Origin of the sequence: Bacillus sp. NPDC077027, assembly GCF_050269555.1 — a bacterium.
Lineage (GTDB): Bacteria > Bacillota > Bacilli > Bacillales > Bacillaceae > Bacillus.
Genome location: NZ_JBNNIO010000002.1, coordinates 358,513 through 378,140 on the forward strand (window position 1 = coordinate 358,513; position 19,628 = coordinate 378,140).

At 38.2% G+C, this 19,628-nt stretch carries 15 protein-coding genes; 7 read left to right on the plus strand and 8 right to left on the minus strand.

Translation table 11 applies throughout. The annotated features are described in order from the left end of the window. Positions 1-72 precede the first annotated feature (72 nt). The 3 genes from nagA to ACQKEZ_RS07455 are packed head-to-tail and all read left to right on the plus strand — an operon-like array spanning position 73 to position 2,732. The gene (gene nagA / locus ACQKEZ_RS07445; RefSeq protein WP_427299677.1) at positions 73-1,266 is read left to right on the plus strand and encodes an N-acetylglucosamine-6-phosphate deacetylase; all 1,194 of its coding nucleotides are present in this window, start codon (positions 73-75) and stop codon (positions 1,264-1,266) included. After that, positions 1,263-1,988, plus strand: a complete 726-nt coding sequence (gene nagB / locus ACQKEZ_RS07450) for a glucosamine-6-phosphate deaminase (protein WP_427299678.1) — start codon at positions 1,263-1,265, stop codon at positions 1,986-1,988. Before nagA ends, nagB begins: the two co-directional genes overlap by 4 nt. A gap of 18 nt (positions 1,989-2,006) precedes the next feature. Beyond that, a complete protein-coding gene (locus ACQKEZ_RS07455; RefSeq protein ID WP_427299679.1) occupies positions 2,007-2,732 on the plus strand; it encodes a GntR family transcriptional regulator in 726 nt (241 codons plus the stop codon). A 38-nt stretch (positions 2,733-2,770) separates the two neighbouring features. Here ACQKEZ_RS07455 and ACQKEZ_RS07460 read toward each other — a convergent pair whose 3' ends face one another. The 5 genes from ACQKEZ_RS07460 to ACQKEZ_RS07480 all read right to left on the minus strand — a co-directional run bounded on the left by ACQKEZ_RS07460 (position 2,771) and on the right by ACQKEZ_RS07480 (position 8,787). Continuing rightward, positions 2,771-6,568 (minus strand): metallophosphoesterase, encoded by a 3,798-nt coding sequence (locus ACQKEZ_RS07460; RefSeq protein WP_427300505.1) that lies wholly within the window; start codon positions 6,566-6,568, stop codon positions 2,771-2,773. 183 nt (positions 6,569-6,751) lie between these two features. Then, positions 6,752-7,138 carry a phage holin family protein gene (locus tag ACQKEZ_RS07465; protein WP_427299680.1) on the minus strand — a complete coding sequence of 129 codons (387 nt, stop codon included), beginning with the start codon at positions 7,136-7,138 and terminating at the stop codon, positions 6,752-6,754. Further along, the gene (locus ACQKEZ_RS07470; protein ID WP_427299681.1) at positions 7,139-7,333 is read right to left on the minus strand and encodes a PspC domain-containing protein; all 195 of its coding nucleotides are present in this window, start codon (positions 7,331-7,333) and stop codon (positions 7,139-7,141) included. It lies immediately after the preceding gene. Between the two features lie 6 nt (positions 7,334-7,339). After that, complete coding sequence (locus tag ACQKEZ_RS07475; RefSeq protein ID WP_427299682.1) at positions 7,340-8,437, minus strand: DUF4097 family beta strand repeat-containing protein; 1,098 nt, start codon at positions 8,435-8,437, stop codon at positions 7,340-7,342. An 11-nt stretch (positions 8,438-8,448) separates the two neighbouring features. Next, entirely contained in the window at positions 8,449-8,787 is a 339-nt protein-coding gene (locus tag ACQKEZ_RS07480; RefSeq protein ID WP_427300507.1) for a hypothetical protein, read from the minus strand. A 199-nt stretch (positions 8,788-8,986) separates the two neighbouring features. On the opposite strand from ACQKEZ_RS07480, the gene ACQKEZ_RS07485 reads away from it, so the two are divergent. Further along, positions 8,987-9,226, plus strand: coding sequence for a hypothetical protein (locus ACQKEZ_RS07485; protein ID WP_427299683.1), 240 nt, complete (start codon positions 8,987-8,989; stop codon positions 9,224-9,226). A 50-nt stretch (positions 9,227-9,276) separates the two neighbouring features. On the opposite strand, the gene uvrA is transcribed toward ACQKEZ_RS07485, so the two are convergent. The 3 genes from uvrA to ACQKEZ_RS07500 form a co-directional block, all read right to left on the minus strand. After that, positions 9,277-12,147 carry an excinuclease ABC subunit UvrA gene (uvrA, locus tag ACQKEZ_RS07490; protein ID WP_427299684.1) on the minus strand — a complete coding sequence of 957 codons (2,871 nt, stop codon included), beginning with the start codon at positions 12,145-12,147 and terminating at the stop codon, positions 9,277-9,279. A gap of 7 nt (positions 12,148-12,154) precedes the next feature. Beyond that, a complete protein-coding gene (gene uvrB / locus ACQKEZ_RS07495) occupies positions 12,155-14,140 on the minus strand; it encodes an excinuclease ABC subunit UvrB (RefSeq protein ID WP_427299685.1) in 1,986 nt (661 codons plus the stop codon). A gap of 366 nt (positions 14,141-14,506) precedes the next feature. Continuing rightward, a complete protein-coding gene (locus tag ACQKEZ_RS07500) occupies positions 14,507-14,752 on the minus strand; it encodes a CsbA family protein (RefSeq protein ID WP_427299686.1) in 246 nt (81 codons plus the stop codon). 302 nt (positions 14,753-15,054) lie between these two features. On the opposite strand from ACQKEZ_RS07500, the gene ACQKEZ_RS07505 reads away from it, so the two are divergent. The 3 genes from ACQKEZ_RS07505 (at position 15,055) to ACQKEZ_RS07515 (ending at position 19,619) form a co-directional block, all read left to right on the plus strand. Next, a complete protein-coding gene (locus ACQKEZ_RS07505) occupies positions 15,055-17,583 on the plus strand; it encodes a PEP/pyruvate-binding domain-containing protein (protein WP_427299687.1) in 2,529 nt (842 codons plus the stop codon). An 87-nt stretch (positions 17,584-17,670) separates the two neighbouring features. Then, positions 17,671-18,243 (plus strand): TetR/AcrR family transcriptional regulator, encoded by a 573-nt coding sequence (locus ACQKEZ_RS07510; RefSeq protein ID WP_427299688.1) that lies wholly within the window; start codon positions 17,671-17,673, stop codon positions 18,241-18,243. 41 nt (positions 18,244-18,284) lie between these two features. Next, positions 18,285-19,619: an MFS transporter gene (locus ACQKEZ_RS07515; protein ID WP_427299689.1), complete on the plus strand. Its 1,335-nt coding sequence runs from the start codon at positions 18,285-18,287 to the stop codon at positions 19,617-19,619. The last annotated feature ends 9 nt before the right edge of the window (positions 19,620-19,628 follow it).

Here is a 19,628-nt window from a genome sequence, read left to right on the forward strand (position 1 = left end):
GACTGGTATAGACAACTATACTTAAAAAGGATAAACTATACATAAACACTTGATCGTGAGGAGGCGTGAATCATGAGCGATTCTTTATTGCTTTCACATATGAATATTGTGACTGAAGACGGAATCATCAAGAACGGATTTGTCGGTTTGCGCGATGGCAAGATTGACTATATTTCAACAACAGAACCGACAGGAAATTATGAAAAAGTATATATTTCCCGGGAAAACTTTTATTTACTCCCTGGAATGATTGATATTCATATCCATGGTGGCTATGGAGCTGATATGATGGATGCAACACATGATGCAATGAATACACTAGCTGACAATCTACCCTCAGAAGGAACGACAAGCTTTTTAGCGACAACCATTACACAAAACCATCAAGAGATCACACATGCATTAAAAAATGTCGCTGATTGGAAAAGTCATAATGAAGAGAAGGCTGGTACACAGGCACAATGTCTAGGCATTCATCTGGAGGGTCCATTTATCTCCACACAAAAAGCTGGAGCACAACCTGCTAAATGGATTACGCAACCCAACATATCACTTTTCAATCAATGGTTTGAAGAGGCAGGTCAGCTCATCAAGGTTGTCACATTTGCACCAGAAGAAGATGAAGATTTTACATTTTTGTCTCTTTTAAAGGAGAAGAACATCATTCCTTCAATTGGTCATACAAATGCAGAAAGTGACATTATCGAATCAGTAGCACTTAAAGGAGCACAACACATCACTCATCTATATAATGCAATGAGTCCATTTCAACATCGAGATCCCAATGTTGTCGGTGCTGCTTTAACAAATGAACGTTTATTAACAGAATTAATTACAGACGGGATTCACTCCCATCCTTTATCCATCAAACTTGCCTATTTGGCAAAGAGCAGTAAAAACTTAATCATGATTACAGACTCAATGAGAGCCAAAGGACTTGGTGAGGGAACTTATGAATTCGGCGGTCAAACTGTGACTGTCAGTGGTAAAAAAGCGTTGCTCCCAGATGGAACACTAGCTGGATCTATCTTACGTATGAAGGACGGAGTGAAGCTAATGAAACAAACAACCAACTGTAATTGGAATGAAATCGCCAATATGACTTCTAAAAACGCAGCAAAACAGCTTGGTTTGGACCACCAGATCGGGAGTATAGAAGTCGGTAAATGTGCTGATTTGGTTTTATGGAAAGAATCTGGAGAACTAGTACTCACCATTTGTCAGGGACAAATAGCTTGGGAAGAAAAGGAGACATCACACTCATGAACATAATTGAATTCAAAGATTCACAACATGTAAGCAAAGAAGCTGCTTCAATCATCGCAAAGACAATTCACGAAAAACCAAATGCAGTGCTTGGTTTAGCTACTGGTGGTACACCAATTGGCACATATCAAGAGTTAATCCATTTACATCAAGAAAAAGGGCTGTCCTTCCGTCAAATCAAAACAGTCAACCTTGATGAATATGTTGGTCTAGATAGCGATCATGCAAACAGTTATATGACGTATATGAAGGAGCACCTATTTGACCACATTGATATACCAAGAGAGAATTATCATCTCCCAAACGGCTCTGCGTCGGATTTAGCGGGCGAATGTTTGCGATATGAGCATTTTATTCAAAGCTTAGGTGGCGTTGATATACAACTTCTTGGAATTGGACAAAATGGGCATATTGGCTTTAACGAACCTGGTACACCCTTTTCATCAAAAACACATGTCGTTGCGTTAGATGAGAACACACGACAAGCCAATGCACGATACTTTTCTTCTATTCATGATGTGCCTAAAAAAGCCGTTACAATGGGAATTCAAAGCATTCTTTCAAGCAAAAAAATTCTACTGCTCGCAACAGGAAAATCGAAAGCTGAAGTGATAAAATATTTAGAACATGCCGAAGTTCACCCAGATTTCCCAGCATCTGCTCTGAAACTTCATCAAAATGTTACTGTCTTGATCGATCAAGAGGCTGGTTCACTACGCTAAAAACGAAAGGATTTTCACATGTTTATTGATAAGCAGTCACCTATCCCAATGTACCATCAAATTATGGAGAACTTGAAAAAACAAATTGAGAATGGAACTTTAGCCCCTGATACGCTCATTCCTTCTGAAAGAGAATACGCAGAACGCTTTGAAATCAGTCGGATGACCGTCAGACAGGCATTGTCAAACCTCGTCAATGAAGGTTATTTGTATCGCCAAAAAGGAAAGGGTACTTTTGTCAGCAGAAAGAAATTCGAACAACCTCTTCAAGGCTTAACGGGGTTCACAGAAGATATGAAACAGCGAGGATTAAGAGCATCAAGTAAGCTGATCGAATTTCAAAAAATCATGTGTCCAAACGATTTACTAGCACACCTTCAATTAAAAGAGGGTGCAATGGTTTTTGAATTAAAGAGAATTCGTCTAGCGAATGAGGAACCAATGGCCGTTGAAACGAGCTATATGCCAGAAAAATTTGCAGATGAATTAGCCAAAGAGCACTTAACAGGCTCTTTATATGAATATATTGAACAAAAAACAGGTGTAGCTATTGCTCATGCAAAACAAGAGCTTGAAGCAAACATTGCGACAAAAGAAGAAGCGGACTGGCTTTCAATTGTAGAAGGTGCACCTGTGTTGTCTATCGTTAGAACGACATACCTTCAAAATGACCTGCCATTTGAATACGTGACTTCAGTCTATCGGGGAGATCGATATAAACTGATCCATACAATGGAAAGATAAATGTGCTCTCTTTCAATCGAGAGCACATTTACTTATTTTTATTGACGAAGCAAGCGAAACTCTTCCTCTTTTTTTGTATGAATTTTCCAAATGGGTGATACAGATTTCCCGTTAAATCTGTCTTTGGCGACTGTATACCAATAATACTCTTGATCAGGCTTTAATCCCTTCCAATGGAACGTAGCTTTTTTACCACTTTTGACACCTCTTACTTCTCCAAGTAATGCATTTGTATAGACATTCAACTCAAAATAATTCGTCCTTACCGCTTTCATTTTAGGTGTTAAATCAACGTCGATTGAAAATTCATCTTGATCCCCATACGTTTTGAGATCGTAAAAATGCTCTTGGTTTAAATAAGGAGAATATGTTGTGAAATGCAACTGATTCCGAACTTGATCTGCTGTGATCACACGCATAAAACCTTGTCCACCCTCAGGACCTGCCTGATAATCCGCTAAAATTTGATAAACTTTCCGATCCCCTTTTCCATCCTTGTCATCATCAATCTCATCCACTTTCCGGCTTGCTCCATGGTAATGACCACTAAAAACAGCAACGACATTGGGGTTAGGCTTCACTACTTGTTTGAAAATAACTTCTCCGATCGGACTTCTGTTCCCGCTCACGAGCAAATATTCATGGAAGTTCAATATCACAATTCGATCTGGATGTTCTGAAATGACACGTTTCATCCATTCAATATCTAATTGATTAATGCCCCACCCCATGTACACCATCATATAATCGTTTCCACCCGCTGATATTAGATCATAATGACCGCGATTGTTTTGATAGGACTCTCCATAATACGGCTTATTTGCAAACCTTTTTTCACCAAAATATTTACCAAATTCTTTATAGAAGACATCCTTGCGACCCACATCATGATTTCCTGCCAATACACCATATGGTATTTGATGCTGATCCAATACACGCATAAATGTATCGGCATATTTCCATTGCTTCTCCTTTTTTGAATCATCGACAATATCTCCAGTATGAAACACATATTGAATATTCAATTTCTCTTTTTGATCTTTAATCCATTCCACCATACTTTTAAAAATGTGAGGATAGCTTTTGGCATAATATTGTGTATCTGACATCCACACCATTTTATACGGCGTCTGATTCTTTACGATTTCGTCTTGAACAATGATATCAATTGTTTGATCTTTCATGTACTGTCTAACCGACAACACACCCTTTAAGTAAAACTCCTTATCATCCTTTGCAAAATGATGAACAATTTTCTCCCACGTTTCCTTTTGATGATTCCATGCATACATGGTCACCTTTCTGCCTTCTAACGAACTTCCTTTCCACACAGCCTCCACTACATCCTTTTCACCAATATCCCGCTCTACTTCCATTTGAAAATGATGATATGGAAAACGTTCCTGATTCTTTGTTTCGACATTTTTGCCATCTTCAAAGGCGATTCGTTTTCTTTCATTGTCTGAAAAGGCAATGTCCCCTTTTTGGACCAATCCAATAGGTGGTTCTGTTTCAGTTGCATTTTGAAAGATCCTCATTGAGTGACTCATTGATGTATAACGATATGCTTTATAGAAAGCGTAATCCAATTTGTCATTTGTTGGGTCTTTTGTAAACACCGTTTGTTTAGACGAAGACACATCTGTTTTATCCGCAATTCTCTCTGGTGGAGAAGGGTGCTCATGAACCGTTGTAAACTTACGTGTTAGCTTGGAGGAATTACCTGCTGCATCCTTTGCTTTTACAGTAAAAGTGTGATTGCCCGGTGCTAATTCACTAGAAGAGGTTTGAAAGGGTAAGGATATTGGCTCGCCATCTAATAACGCTTCAATATCTTCTACCTCACTCCATTTATCCGACACTTTTGCTTTTAATGTAAATGCCCCTTTGTAATGGGTATTCGATTGAACGTTTGATTTAATCTTAGGACCTGTATTATCAACCTTTACATGCACAACGATACTTTCTTTACCTGTGCTCGCTCTAATAACGTGAGGGCCTTCTTTCAGTTTTCTCGTGTCCCAATTGATGTATTTAGAAGCATACGCTTCCTTCGGCAATTGAAAATGAAAGGATCTGATCTTTTTAGAATGACTGGAATCACCCATTTTGAACTCTTTTTCCTTCTCAGCATTTTGTGGAAGGATTTGCTTCCCATTCACAAGAACTAGTCTGACATTTTTCAAATCAAAGTCATCGTGATTTTCCCCTGGAAAACGATCAAATGGTGATGACTTTGTCCCCGCATGAATTGAAATAACTTGGGTTTCATTCTTTTTAATCTCTGCTTCTGGTATTGGAATTGTATAGGTTCTGTACACCTTTGTCGAATCATCAAAAATAGAAAGTAATCGCTTTCCAATCAAGACACCATTTTTAAAATATAAATCTGTCCCTTTGACATCAAAAGCAACATATGGATCAGCTTCTAAGGCTGTAAGCGGTGCATGCTCTTTTCTTCCATCAATATAGAAATGAATAGTTCTCATATCATCAGCAGTCGCCTTTAAATGAAATAACCCTGAGACCGTATCATTTTGTTCAAGGTTAAGTCTGAGTCCATGTGACTTGCTCGTTTGCTCAATATCAATCAACTTCGTTTGAGTGCGAGTCGTATTCTGTCCGTCTGAAGCTTCGATTTGATATTCAAGCTGTTCTTTGCCAATCAATTCTGGCGAATACACAATGTAATGAAATAGACGATCATTATCGTCTTTTTGAAGGGATACCTCTTTAAAACTTCCTTTTCTATTTGTTCGATAACGCAATTTTACGGTTTTGACTTGTCCATTGTCCTGAACATCAGCCTTCAGCTCGATTCCTTCTGTTGGTTTTATCGGTTTTCGGTTTGTCATATCTTCAATGACAGGTTTATGTACATCTTGTACATTTACTTTTTTTTGAGTCGGAATTTGCGCTTTTAACACATTTCCCGGTGTGGGTTGTTCCTCAATTTTTGAAATAAGCTTCATCTGTGTTGTTCCGTTCATTGGGTATTTGAACAGCATAGATTTATGTTCACTAAATAGTGAAGCTTTTAGACGAAACGCTGCAGAGGCGATTTCTTCTCCTATATTTGAAGTAATCGCAACGAGTCGAGATTTTGTATTTGATAAGCCTTGACTATTGATGATGGAAATATCCTGATTTTCATTTAAATTTGTGTTGTACATGTCATTAAAATCAGCAACTGACAAATGATCCTGCCCTTTCCTCTTCAGCCAAAATACATAGGGCTTCCCAGGTGCAATGGTGACAGGTTGTTGATGAAATGAATAAACCTGATCAGTTTCTCGCCCCTGATTCGGATTACGATAGCGTAGCTGATAGTGCTCAAAAGAAATCGATTTTTTTGTCGTATTATAAACCTCGATAAACTCAAAAGCATCTTTTCCCTTGCGATTCTTCGAATTTACTACAATTTCTGTAATCAATAAATCAGGAATTTGTGAAAGATCCTCCTCATACCCATCTAATTTGACATGCTGTTCTGTTGTTCTAATGACAGATTTTTCTGTTAAGAACTCCACATAGTATTGAACTTTCTCATTCCATAATTGATCCTGCGGAATTTTTGCTGTAAATTGCGTTTGCATCCCTGGTAAACGATCCATTGGAATGAACCTAACACCAAGTTCATTACTTTGTTGATAATAAAGGTTTGCTGATAGCACTTGATCTGGATAGCTAATTTTCGCTTGAAATTGTAAATGACGATCCTCTGTTTGAGCGGGTCGAACATCAATCTGAAACTGATCAAATTCAAACGGGAATGGTTGTTTTTGAGATAAGATAATTGATTTTTGAGGAAAAGATCGCTTCTCTATTGGATTCATCTTCGTGGCAATGGCCGATTGACCAAATAAACAAAAGAGCAACAAACTGAAAAATAAGAGCTGAATCTGTCTTTTTATGTTCACCATTGTAAACCGCCTCCCTTCGGCATATTGTGTCTCCGAAAGAAGGTTTTTATGTCTCAACAATGACAAACAAAATAGTCGCTTCATAAAAAAAGGCCGTTAGCTTTTTCTCGCTAACGGCTCAATGATTCCTTTTTGAATGAGTAAATGGAATATAGATAAAATCACAGACATCCAGATCGCTGTTCCAAATCCATGAATGTTAAAGTTATCACCCATGAATGCAGATGTCATCATGAGAGTAATGGCATTGATGACAAATAGGAAAAGACCGAGCGTGATAACAGTAACTGGTAATGTTAAAATAATGAGAAATGGTTTCACAAGAACATTTAGAATGGACAAGATCACACTTGCAACAATCGCAGCACCAATTCCGCTAATATAAACATTCCCCAGACCTGGTAAAACTCCAGAATCAAAATAACCGGCAATGACAATTAGCAGAAGTGCATTCACTAAAATACTAGCAATCCATCTGAACATTTATTTTGTTCCCTCTTCCGGGACAATCAAATACCAAATGAAATACGTGAGAGCGACTGGCATGAAGGCTGTCATAAGTGCAATAATAATTGTCAATATTCTTAGCAGAGAAGCATCGACATTTAAGTATTCGGATAGTCCGCCAACGACGCCTGCTATTTTTTTATCGCGTGCTGAACGATGTAGTTTTTTCATTTTGAATCACTCCTGACTGATTGATTGATGCTTGACTTGGATAGAACCTGTTTTGGTTTCTGCAAAAATTGAAACACTCTGTGTTTGGTTCTGATTAGCTTTGATCATTTTCTCTTTTTGTAATGTTTCATTTTTTTCTTTAATGATAACCGCATCGTGCAAATCTTGAGAAATGGATCCTAGGTTGCTTTTCAGCTCTGCTGTTACAGCACATTCTGACGGGATGTTTAAATCCACACTGCCAGTTGTCGTTTTTGCGTAAATAGAACGACAAGCTTCATCCGAAAGCTGTACTGAAATGTTACCATTAAAGCTTTGCACATCAATGGTTTCACTTTTTCCACGTAGATCAATTAGCCCATTGATGGTTTCTGCTTCAATCATACCACACTCATGATCAGCTAGTTTAATTTGGCCATTTGCCGTTTCGATTCCTGCTTTATCAGCTTGTAAAGAAGCAAAGGATACCACCCCATTAGTGGTTTTGGCGGCGAGTTCTTTTACTTTTAACTTTTCCCCTCTAATTGGCCCATTAAACAATTTCACCTTAATCTTGTCGTACTGAATACTAGGAATATATAAGGTCACATTGACCTTCATTGTCTTTTTGTCTGTTCGAATAAAGAATTTATCGCCTTCTAATCCGCAATCTAGCTGATTGAGAAATTGCTGTCTCGCCTGCTCCTGCCCCTCTGCACGATAAATTTTCGCATGACATTCCGCTCTAACATCTCCATCATCCCAAGGCATCACGTTCAGACTTCCGTTTGCAAGTTGAATATCAAGCTGGGAAAGTGATGCATCTTTAAATTGAAAAATGTGCTCTACATCAATGGATTGGCCAAAGTTTAAATCAAGGTCAACATCTTTCACTTTTTTCACAGCAGAATCAAGCCAATTAAATAGCTTTGCACCTAAGTTTTCAGCACCGTTTCCTTTGCTTTCTGGATGCGTCTTTTCTTCTTCAAAGGAATGATCATATGATGTCTCTTTCGAAAGGGAGATAGGCTGATGTTCATCTAATTTCTCTAAAAGAGTGATTGCTTCTTTCGCTGACAATTTTCCCTCTTCGACTAGCTTTAAAATACGTTCTTTCTCATTCATAATATGCCCTCCTATAGTTCGTTTGATTGAAGCACTTTAATTCCTTGAATGATATTCCAAATCGTAACAATGAGGAAGCTGATTAAAACTAGGATAGATGACACCCCGATTGTCATAACAGATAAAATTGATAAATCAGTTGTTTGAACCGTTACACCCAAAATAATTGTCATCACGATTAAAATAAGCATAGCAACAAACGGCAACAAATGTGATAAAAATGCTCTTCTTGCATGACGCTTTGTTTCAGGTTGATCTACAATGAAATATGCCACAATCGGCAAAAGAAATGGCATAAAAAAGACACTAAAGTAACAAATAGAAGCTATGATGGCTTGGTCTCTGTTCATCATCACATTCACTTCTTTACAGCAGAATTTCCTTTCTAATGCATACGGTGAGATCATATAAAAAGTTTCAAAATCATTCAATTTACATACGACCTTAGACACAAATTATTTCTTTTTTCCTCGAAGTATAGATTCTTCATTGATTACCCTTTAAAATATGTTGAAAAGATGGTGATTATCAATATAGGGGGTCATTATTTTGACAGATCATCATAATGTAAAAACTTGTGAACAAACTCTTTTGGATCTCATGCAAAAACAAAAAAATATGAACAACGATATGATCAAAGAGCTTGAGACCATCCATCCCTCTCATCCTCTATATCGTGATATCCGTTATTTAAAAGTACTTCTCGATAGCAGTAGCACACACATCTTAAAGGATTTAGTCCACTTAAGTAAATTGATGGACATTCCACCTAAAGAAGACGCACAATAAAACAGAACCCCTCTCAATCTCATCAGACAGGAGGGGTCATGTTCATTTCATTATGTGACTTTTTCCGTTTCTTTCAATAACTGTTTCATTCTTTCACGGTCTCTTTTCAAAATAGGCTTTAAATATTTTCCAGTATATGATGCTTCCTCATGAACAATTTGTTCAGGTGTTCCAGAGGCGATGATCATTCCACCTCCAGCACCACCTTCTGGTCCAAGATCAATTAAATAATCGGCTGCTTTAATAATATCAAGATTATGTTCAATCACAAGCACCGTATCCCCATTTTCGACAAGGCGCTGAAGTACCTTCAATAGTCGGGCGATATCATCCACATGCAGGCCCGTTGTCGGCTCATCTAAAATGTAAAGTGATCTTCCATTTGAGCGGCGATGCAGTTCAGATGCCAATTTGACACGTTGCGCTTCTCCACCTGAAAGTGTTGTAGCAGGCTGACCTAGCGTAATATAGCCCAATCCAACATCATAAATGGTTTGAAGCTTACGTTTGATTTTTGGGATGTTCTCGAAAAATTGCACAGCATCCTCCACAGTCATTTCAAGGACATCTGCAATATTTTTCCCTTTATAGGTCACTTCAAGTGTTTCACGATTATAGCGTTTGCCATGACATATTTCACATGGTACATACACATCTGGAAGGAAATGCATTTCAATTTTGATAATGCCATCTCCGCGGCAAGCCTCACATCGTCCACCTTTTACATTGAAGCTAAATCTGCCCTTTTTATAGCCTCTCACTTTTGCTTCATTCGTTTGCGCAAATACATCTCTGACATCGTCAAAGACTCCTGTATATGTGGCTGGATTGGAGCGAGGTGTCCGCCCAATAGGTGATTGATCAATATCAATGACCTTATCTAAATAATCCATTCCTTTGATTTCTCTATGCTTACCGGGCTTCGCTTTAGAGCGATGTAATTTTTGCGCAAGTGATTTAAGTAAAATTTCGTTAACGAGTGTACTTTTCCCTGAACCAGAAACGCCAGTTACCGCAGTAAATACGCCTAAAGGAAACGTTGTGTTGACGTTTTTCAAATTGTTTTCTTTTGCACCTTTGATCTCGATAAAACGTCCGTCTGGTTTACGTCTTTCAACCGGAAGCGGAATGAATTTTTCTCCTGACAAATATTGACCCGTCAGAGATTTAGAGTTCTTCATCACTTCTTCAGGAGTCCCAGCCGCAATCACTTGTCCACCATGAACACCGGCACCAGGTCCAATATCAATTAAATAGTCAGCAGCAAGCATCGTATCCTCATCATGCTCAACCACAATGAGTGTATTTCCAATATCTCGCATATTTTTTAACGTATCAATCAAACGATCATTGTCCCGTTGATGTAGACCGATTGATGGCTCATCTAATATATATAGAACTCCTGTTAGCCTTGAGCCAATTTGCGTTGCAAGACGAATACGCTGCGCTTCTCCACCAGAAAGCGTACCCGCAGATCGGCTTAATGTCAGGTAGTCCAGTCCTACATTGTTCAAAAAGGTCAATCGCTCTTTGATTTCACGAAGAATAAGCTGAGCAATCTGCATATCTTTCTCAGACAGCTCAATCTTTTGATAAAAGTCAAGTGCATCTGATACAGATAAATCTGTCATCTCACTGATATGTTTTCCATTGATTAATACAGCAAGCGTTTCTTTTTTTAGACGATACCCCTTACAAGTTGGGCAGGGCTGATTCGCCATATATTTTTCCATTTGTTCACGAATGTAGTCAGAGCTTGTTTCTTTATAGCGTCTTTCGATATTGCGAAGGACCCCTTCAAACTCAATTTCATTTTCTCGAACTTGGCCAAAGTCATTTTCATATTTAAAATAAATCAGTTCAGAACCACTGCCATATAAAATTTTATCGAATAAATGTGAGGGAATGTCCTTTACCGGAATATCCATATCAATACCATAATGAGTGCAAACCGCCTCTAATAGCAGTGGATAGTATTGAGAGCTTTGCGGCTCCCATGGTGCGATCGCATGCTGACGAAGCGTCAATTCTTTATTCGGGATGACAAGCTCAGGATCAACCTCAAGCTTAGCCCCTAGACCATCGCAGCTAGGACAAGCGCCGAATGGACTGTTAAAAGAGAACATTCTCGGTTCAAGCTCGCCAATTGAAAACCCACAATGTGGGCACGCATGATGTTCACTGAATAAAAGCTCTTCTTGTCCGATCATATCAATCATGACTCTGCCTTCTCCAAGGCGCAGTGCTGCTTCTAAAGAATCAGATAGCCTTGCAGTGATCCCTTCCTTCACAACGATACGATCAATTACCACTTCTATTGAATGCTTTTTATTCTTTTCAAGCTCTATTTCTTCAGAAAGGTCCACCATTTCTCCATCAACACGCATGCGAACATAGCCTTGTTGTCTGATTTGGTCAATGATTTTCACATGTGTACCTTTGCGCCCAGATACAACTGGTGCAAGGACTTGCAGCTTTGTTTTTTCTGGATATTCTAAAATGCGATCTGTCATCTGTTCAATGGTTTGGGAAGTGATTTCAATGCCGTGAATGGGACAAATCGGTTTACCGATCCTTGCATAAAGCAGACGTAGATAATCATAAATTTCCGTGACCGTTCCTACTGTTGATCTGGGGTTACGACTTGTTGTTTTCTGATCAATACTGATCGCTGGAGATAACCCTTCAATTGCATCAACATCCGGTTTATCCATCTGTCCAAGAAACTGGCGTGCATAGGCAGACAAAGATTCAACGTAACGACGCTGTCCTTCTGCATAAATCGTATCAAAGGCAAGTGAAGATTTTCCAGAACCAGACAGTCCCGTGATGACAACAAGCTGATCTCGCGGGATATCAACATCAATATTTTTAAGGTTATGTGCTCTCGCACCTTTCACCTCTATTCGTTCCATAGCCATCAGGCAATCATCCTTCCGCTTTTAGCTCTAGCAATAGATCTCTTAGTTCAGCTGCTTTTTCAAAATCAAGCGCTTTTGCTGCTTCTTTCATTTCTTGTTCCATTTGTTTGATCACTTTTTCTCGTTCTTTTTTGGTCATTTTCGATAGCTTTGGTGTTGCGTTTGTTTCGTACTCTTCTGTATCTTCAAGGACAGTTGTAGCTTTAATGACATCCCGTATTTTCTTATTAATGGTTTGTGGTGTAATCCCATACTTCACGTTATACGCTTCCTGCTGTTCACGACGACGTTTCGTCTCATTGATGGCAATATCCATCGATTTCGTCATACGATCAGCATACATAATCACTCGGCCTTCAGCATTCCTCGCCGCACGACCAATGGTCTGAATAAGCGAGCGCTCCGAACGAAGAAATCCTTCTTTATCCGCATCTAAAATGGCAACAAGCGAAACCTCTGGAATATCTAATCCTTCACGCAGTAAGTTGATCCCAATAAGAACATCAAATTTCCCAAGACGCAGATCACGAATAATTTCAATTCGCTCTAGGGTCTTAATTTCAGAATGAAGATAATTGACCTTTATGCCTATTTCTTTTAAGTAATCAGTCAAATCCTCGGACATTTTCTTTGTTAATGTGGTTACAAGCACACGTTCATTCTTTTCTACACGTGCATTGATTTCACCGATTAAATCATCAATTTGTCCTTCTATCGGTCGCACCTCAATGATCGGATCAAGCAAGCCGGTTGGGCGAATAATTTGTTCAACGACTTCAGGTGTATGCTCAAGCTCATAAGGACCAGGCGTTGCAGAAACATGAACAATGTGATTAATGTGCTTTTCAAACTCATCAAATGTTAACGGTCTGTTATCAAGTGCAGACGGCAAACGGAACCCATGATCAACTAACACTTGCTTCCTTGCTTGGTCACCATTATACATCCCGCGAATTTGCGGAAGTGTCACATGGGACTCATCTACAACAATCATAAAATCATCCGGAAAATAATCTAGCAGTGTGTAAGGTGTTGAACCAGCAGGTCTTAACGTGAGATGTCTTGAATAGTTTTCGATACCAGAGCAAAAACCCATTTCTCTCATCATCTCAAGATCATACCTTGTTCGCTGTTCGAGACGCTGTGCTTCAAGAAGCTTTCCATTTTCACGAAGCTTTTCAAGCTGTTCCTCTAACTCTTGTTCAATATTGATAATGGCTTTTTCCATTTTTTCTTCTCTTGTAACGAAATGGGATGCTGGGAAAATGGCCACATGATCTCTTTCTCCAAGAATTTCACCAGTTAATGCATCTACTTCACGAATGCGTTCGATTTCATCACCGAAAAACTCCACTCTAATACAATGCTCGTCTCGTGAAGCAGGGAATATTTCAACAACATCTCCTCGGACTCGGAAAGTTCCTCGCTGAAAATCTATATCATTACGAGAATACTGAATGTCGACAAGTTTGCGGAGTAACTGATTTCGTTCAATTTCCATTTCTGTACGTAAAGAAAGCACGAGCTCTCGGTACTCCTCTGGAGAACCTAATCCATAAATACAGGAAACACTCGCAATAATGATGACATCTTTTCGTTCAAATAAAGAGGACGTCGCTGAATGTCTTAGCTTGTCTATCTCATCATTAATGCTTGCATCCTTTTCAATAAATGTATCCGTTTGAGGAACATATGCCTCAGGCTGATAATAGTCATAGTAGCTTACAAAATATTCAACAGCATTGTTCGGGAAAAAATCCTTGAACTCACTGTATAGCTGTCCAGCAAGCGTTTTGTTGTGTGCAATGACAAGCGTCGGTTTGTTCACTTCCTGAATCAAATTCGATACAGTAAACGTCTTCCCTGTACCTGTAGCACCTAACAATGTTTGATGCTGCTTGCCTTGCCGAATGCCTTCTACAAGCTCTACAATCGCTTTTGGCTGATCCCCTTGTGGCTTATAGTTAGAAACTAATTCAAAGCGGTCACTCACATAAAAGCCTCCGTTTCGTTACGAAATCTTTCTATTGAATATATTATCATAAAAGAACACAAAAATACGAACTAAAGTTCGTGTCATTTTAATTTCCAGTGATGTTATACCCTATACCTCATATCAGATAACCTCTTCTACATTGGTATAAAGTTCTTAGGAAAAACCTTCTTTTCAGTATGGGACAATCTGAGTTGAGATATTCGATGTGAAACCTTGATTCATAATAGTCTTGTAAATAAAAAACTGCACCCACTGTTGTTTTAAACAAAGTGAGTGCAGTATATTGTCCTGTTTTACAAAAAAAAGAAAGCCTCTCACCCAATTCATATCGGTAAGCACGCCTCAGTCTTATGAAAATAAAAATCATTGATTCTTTTCTGCTCTTTCTCTTTTTTCAATTTCTTTTTTCGCCATGTACAATGCTCCAGCAACCAAAGAAATAATATCCAGACCAACTATGAAATACGTCTCTGTATAGCCCTTCATATAAGAGGCAAATAAAAGCGCTGCTGTTAAAGCAATGCCGACATAGTGATTGTAGGTAACCTTTGAAAATAATACAACAAGCAGGAAAGGAAAAACGAGTGCAAATATGGCTTTTGTAATCACAAAAACCCTCCCTCTACTATGATCTACTCCCTTGATTATAGTAAAGATTGGCATAATGAACAATTCACAGTATACAATTTCTTACGATTTTCTTTATAGCCTGCCAGCAACAGTATGATATACAAGTGTTTTTCTACTGAAAAATATCCCACATAGTGTAAATGTCCCCTTTTAAAAGATGGGTCTTTCCGACTTTGACATTTACAACCAAATAACCCTATCATTGAGAATGATAGTGCGCACTATCATTTTTTAAAAAAATAGATGAAAAACATTGGCTATTTGGATAAGGGGGCATTCCCATGTATTCAGTTTTATTCAGTGAAGCTGAAGAATCAGCAACACTAGCAGGTGCAAAAGGCGTTAACCTCATTAAATTAAACAATAGTGGTCTACCTGTACCGGATGGATTCATTATCACAACTTCAAGTTTCGCAAACTTTCTCACATATAACGAGTTGCATCCTAATGAAGAGAACCTGGTTCAAAAAATCAAAGAAGGCCAATTTCCTCAACAAATGCAAGAAGAACTGCTGGCATCGCTTCGGACATTGATTGAATCGTATCCGTCAGTTGCCGTTCGTTCATCATCCGTTGCAGAGGATCTTGAAGGCGCATCATTTGCTGGACAATACGAAACATATTTGAATATCAAAACAGATGAAGAATTTTTGCTTCGTGTAAAAGAATGCTGGTCATCCTATTTCGCAGCCAGAGTAAATCATTATAAAGAAAAGATGACTGAATTCGAAGACAGCCCCCCACTTATGGCAGTTGTCGTTCAAGGCTTGATTCACTCAGATGTATCAGGTGTCATATTCAGTCAACATCCTGTTTCTGGAAACACAAATCAAATCATGATTACCGCAAGCTACGGTTTAGGTGAAGCAATTGTCTCAGGTATGGTGACACCTGATACTTTTATTATTGATAAACATAACTTCACTATTGAAAAAAAACTTGGCACAAAAGAAATTCAAATGGTGCCACACGAGGAAGGTGTTCTAAAACAACCAATTTCAACTACACTAGCAAACCAATATTGTCTTCATGATGAAAAACTATTAGAAATTGCAGAAATCACAAAACAGACCGAAGAATTATATGGACATGGAATTGATTTAGAGTTCGGCATTTCGGATGGTGAGTTTTATTTACTTCAAGCAAGGCCCATTACTTCCATCGGTAAACATACCGGAAATGATACAAGAGATTTTCACCTTCGTCCCGAAGAACTTCAAGATTTTTGGATATCAATGGATGACCATATGCCAGGTCCAACAAGCCCTCTGTTCTCAAGCTTCATCATTCCTGCTTTGAAGATAGGGATGAGAAGAAATGCAGAGAAATACAAGGTTGCGGATTTAAACATCAGAAATATTAAACTTTATAGTGGGCACATTTTTGCTTCTCCCGCTCATAATGAAATGGAAACTGCAAACGAATCCGTCATCGATCCTTCTATCATTGAAACATTGCCTCTTATTAGTGAGCGAATGTATCAGATTTTAGAAAAAAACTTTTTCCCTTTTTACAAATCGTTAGATGAGAAAATAAACCAACCTCTATCAGTCGAGGAAGCAATAAAAGGCTTTGAAGAATTAAAGGCTTTTTACATCCAAGCCTATGATGATCATTTTGATATTGTTGTGCCACAAATGATATTATCAGCAGTGCTTGAAGACATGTTATTGACCTATACCGGCGACCCAAAAGTTATCATGAAGCTTCATGAAATGCTAATTGGGAAGATGAACAAATCACTTGAAACAGACAAAGAACTCGATTACTTATCACAGGAGGCAAGACAAGATACAGAGCTGTTATTCGCTTTTACAAATAGTCAATCTAATGAAGAACTCCTTTCTACGTTAAGGCAATCGGACAGAGGAATAGCATTTTTAGTCAAACTTCAAGAATTTTTAAATACTTTTGGCTGGCGATCTGTCAGAAGCCATGACTTTATTGAAGAAACATGGTTTGAAAATCCAACCTTCGTGCTAGATATTATTAAAAACAATATCCAACACAATAGTAACTTTGACAAAGAGTTTGAACGTGCGGTCGAAAAAAGAAAAGAGATTTATCAGCAAATGATAAGTAGCATTGAAGACGATCAGTTTAAATCAAAATTTGATGAATTATATCAGTTTGCATTACGGGCGGCAAACGTAAGAGATGATCATCATTTTTACATTGATGCCATGCTTGATGCTAAAGCAAGACTGTATTTGTTGAAAATTGGAGAGATTCTAAATCAAAAACAAGCCATCAATAATAAAGAGGATATTTGGTACTTATATGATGATGAGGTTCAAAACGCACTAACAACATCGACAAAGTATCAATCAATAGTAGATTTAAGAAAAGAAGAAATGGCGGAAAATGAACTTATTCAGCCCCCAACATATACTGGTTCCCCGACTGAAGAACAGATGCAGCAAGTCGAAAAAATGCTAGGTTCTTTGGAAGAACATGAAAATAATACTGATGACGTCATCTATGGTGTGGGATCTTCAAGTGGGATCGTTTCAGGACAGGTAAAGGTCATTCAAAGTGCTGATGAATTTTCTGAGTTTAAAAAGGATGACATATTAGTTTGTAAAACGACAACACCTATTTGGACGAGTCTTTTTAGAGATGCTAAAGCCGTTATTACAGATGCAGGTAGCATTTTATCTCACTCAGCTATCATCGCACGAGAATATATGATTCCAGCAGTGTTAGGCACAAGAGTCGCCACATCGAAACTACAAACAGGGGACATTGTGACAGTGGATGGCACAAACGGGCGTATTCAAATCATGGAGCGTTATCCTTTGACAGAATAATGTCCTTTTGGCTCTTATTGGCTGTCATAGATTTTATCTGTATACTTACTTTGACGCTAACACATTCATGATACGAGGTGAGTATACTTGTTGAAATCTACCAGTCAACGAATCGTCAGTGCCACTATGGACCTGATTTCTGAAAAGGGCTATCAAAAAACAACGACAAAAGAGATTGCAGCAAAAGCAAATGTGAGTGAAGCTACTATTTTTCGTAACTTCAAAAATAAACGAGGCATCGTAGTTGCCATTATGTCAATGAAGTCCAAACCGACAACTACCATAGCGGCTGAATTCAAGAGCGATTTATATCATGATCTAAAATATCTTGGGACATGTATACTTGAAGATTTAACTTCAAAAAAAGAGTTCATCTTTATCAGCCTAAGAGAACCAGAGATGTTTAAAGATTTAACCAATCATGAAAAAATATACCCGCAAGAACTGCGAGAAATGCTGATACAGTATTTCAAAACAATGAGCGAGAAAAACATCGTATTAAAAGGACATGAAGACATCTATGCAGATATTTTCATCAGTACGTACTTCGGCTATTTTGTTCAACAGCTTGAAAAAGACATACGTTTGGTATTAACAAACAAAGACGATTTAATTGAGCAATGCACACAAATCTTTATGAGAGGAATTTCCCCCACATAACGGGAGAAATTCTTCTTTTTTCACAGAGGTGAGCAAAAATATTGAGTATGAAAAAAGAAAACCTAATTATTTTGTCCTTATTGTTGGGCGCTATATTAGTTCCGATTAACTCAACAATGATTGCTGTCGCACTTTCTTCAATGTCTACCTATTATGAAAAATCACTGACAGATATCACATGGGTCGTAACCATTTATCTCATCATCATGGCGGTTACCCAACCAATTGCCGGTAAATTAGGTGATATATATGGCCACCGTAAAATGTATTTATTCGGGGTGACTTTGTTCCTCATTGGATCCATCGGATGCGCCTTCGCTCCAAATCTAGCTGTTCTAATTGTATCTCGATCTATTCAAGCAGCAGGTGGAGCTGTTCTTACACCAAACAGTATCGCAGTCATTCGATATGCTGTATCTGAAAAGAAATTATCTAAAACCATGGGTTATTTTGGCTTTGGTGCAGGAATAGGCGCTGCTCTTGGACCATTAATCGGCTCTATTTTAATTCAATCTTTCGATTGGCATTCTATTTTTCTAGTTAACATACCTTTTTTAATCATCACACTCGTGACTGGATTGTTCTTAATACCTAAAATGGAACATCCAACTCGAAAAGCGACGGTTGATATACTAGGTTCAATCTATTTAACAATCGGAATTACAGCTATTATTTTGTTAAGCAAAAGCCAAGGGCTTCAAGAGTATACATTATATGGTGTATTAGCCCTCATCATCACTCCACTCTTTTTTAGACATGAGCTTAAAACAAACAATCCAATAATAGATATGTCACTGTTTAAAAACCGAACGTTTACAAATGCCAACCTGTCCATCATGCTTAGCAACTTTGTCATGTACGCAATTCTTCTGATCATGCCATTGTTTATGGAAAAACAATTAGCACTGACAACTACACAAAGCGGAATGATCCTTTCAATCTTTTCACTTTGCATGTCTATTAGTGGACTGATTGGTGCACGACTTCATCCGAAACAAGGCGCAAAAAAAATGATTAGTTGCTCATTCTTTTTTCTTACATTGTCTGGTGTGATGCTCATTCTTTTAAGTGCGTACCCTTCTGTTCCTTTTCTAGTAGTGGTTTTGATTGCTGGAGGAATTTCCTCTGGGATTGGCATGACTAGCATGCAGATGGCATCGTTAACATCCGTCGATCAAAGTATGTCTGGCTCAGCGTCAGGTATATTTTCGACCTTTAGATATTTTGGCAGTATTACCTCTTCTACATTAATTGGCTTAATCAGCGGGTATCACACCTTGTTTATTATTTTAATGAGTGCTGGAATTGTTGGCCTATTCTTATCTATGCGTTTAAAAAAAGATGCTTTGAATCAGTCAACTGAGCACTCTGCTTAATGCAAGCCT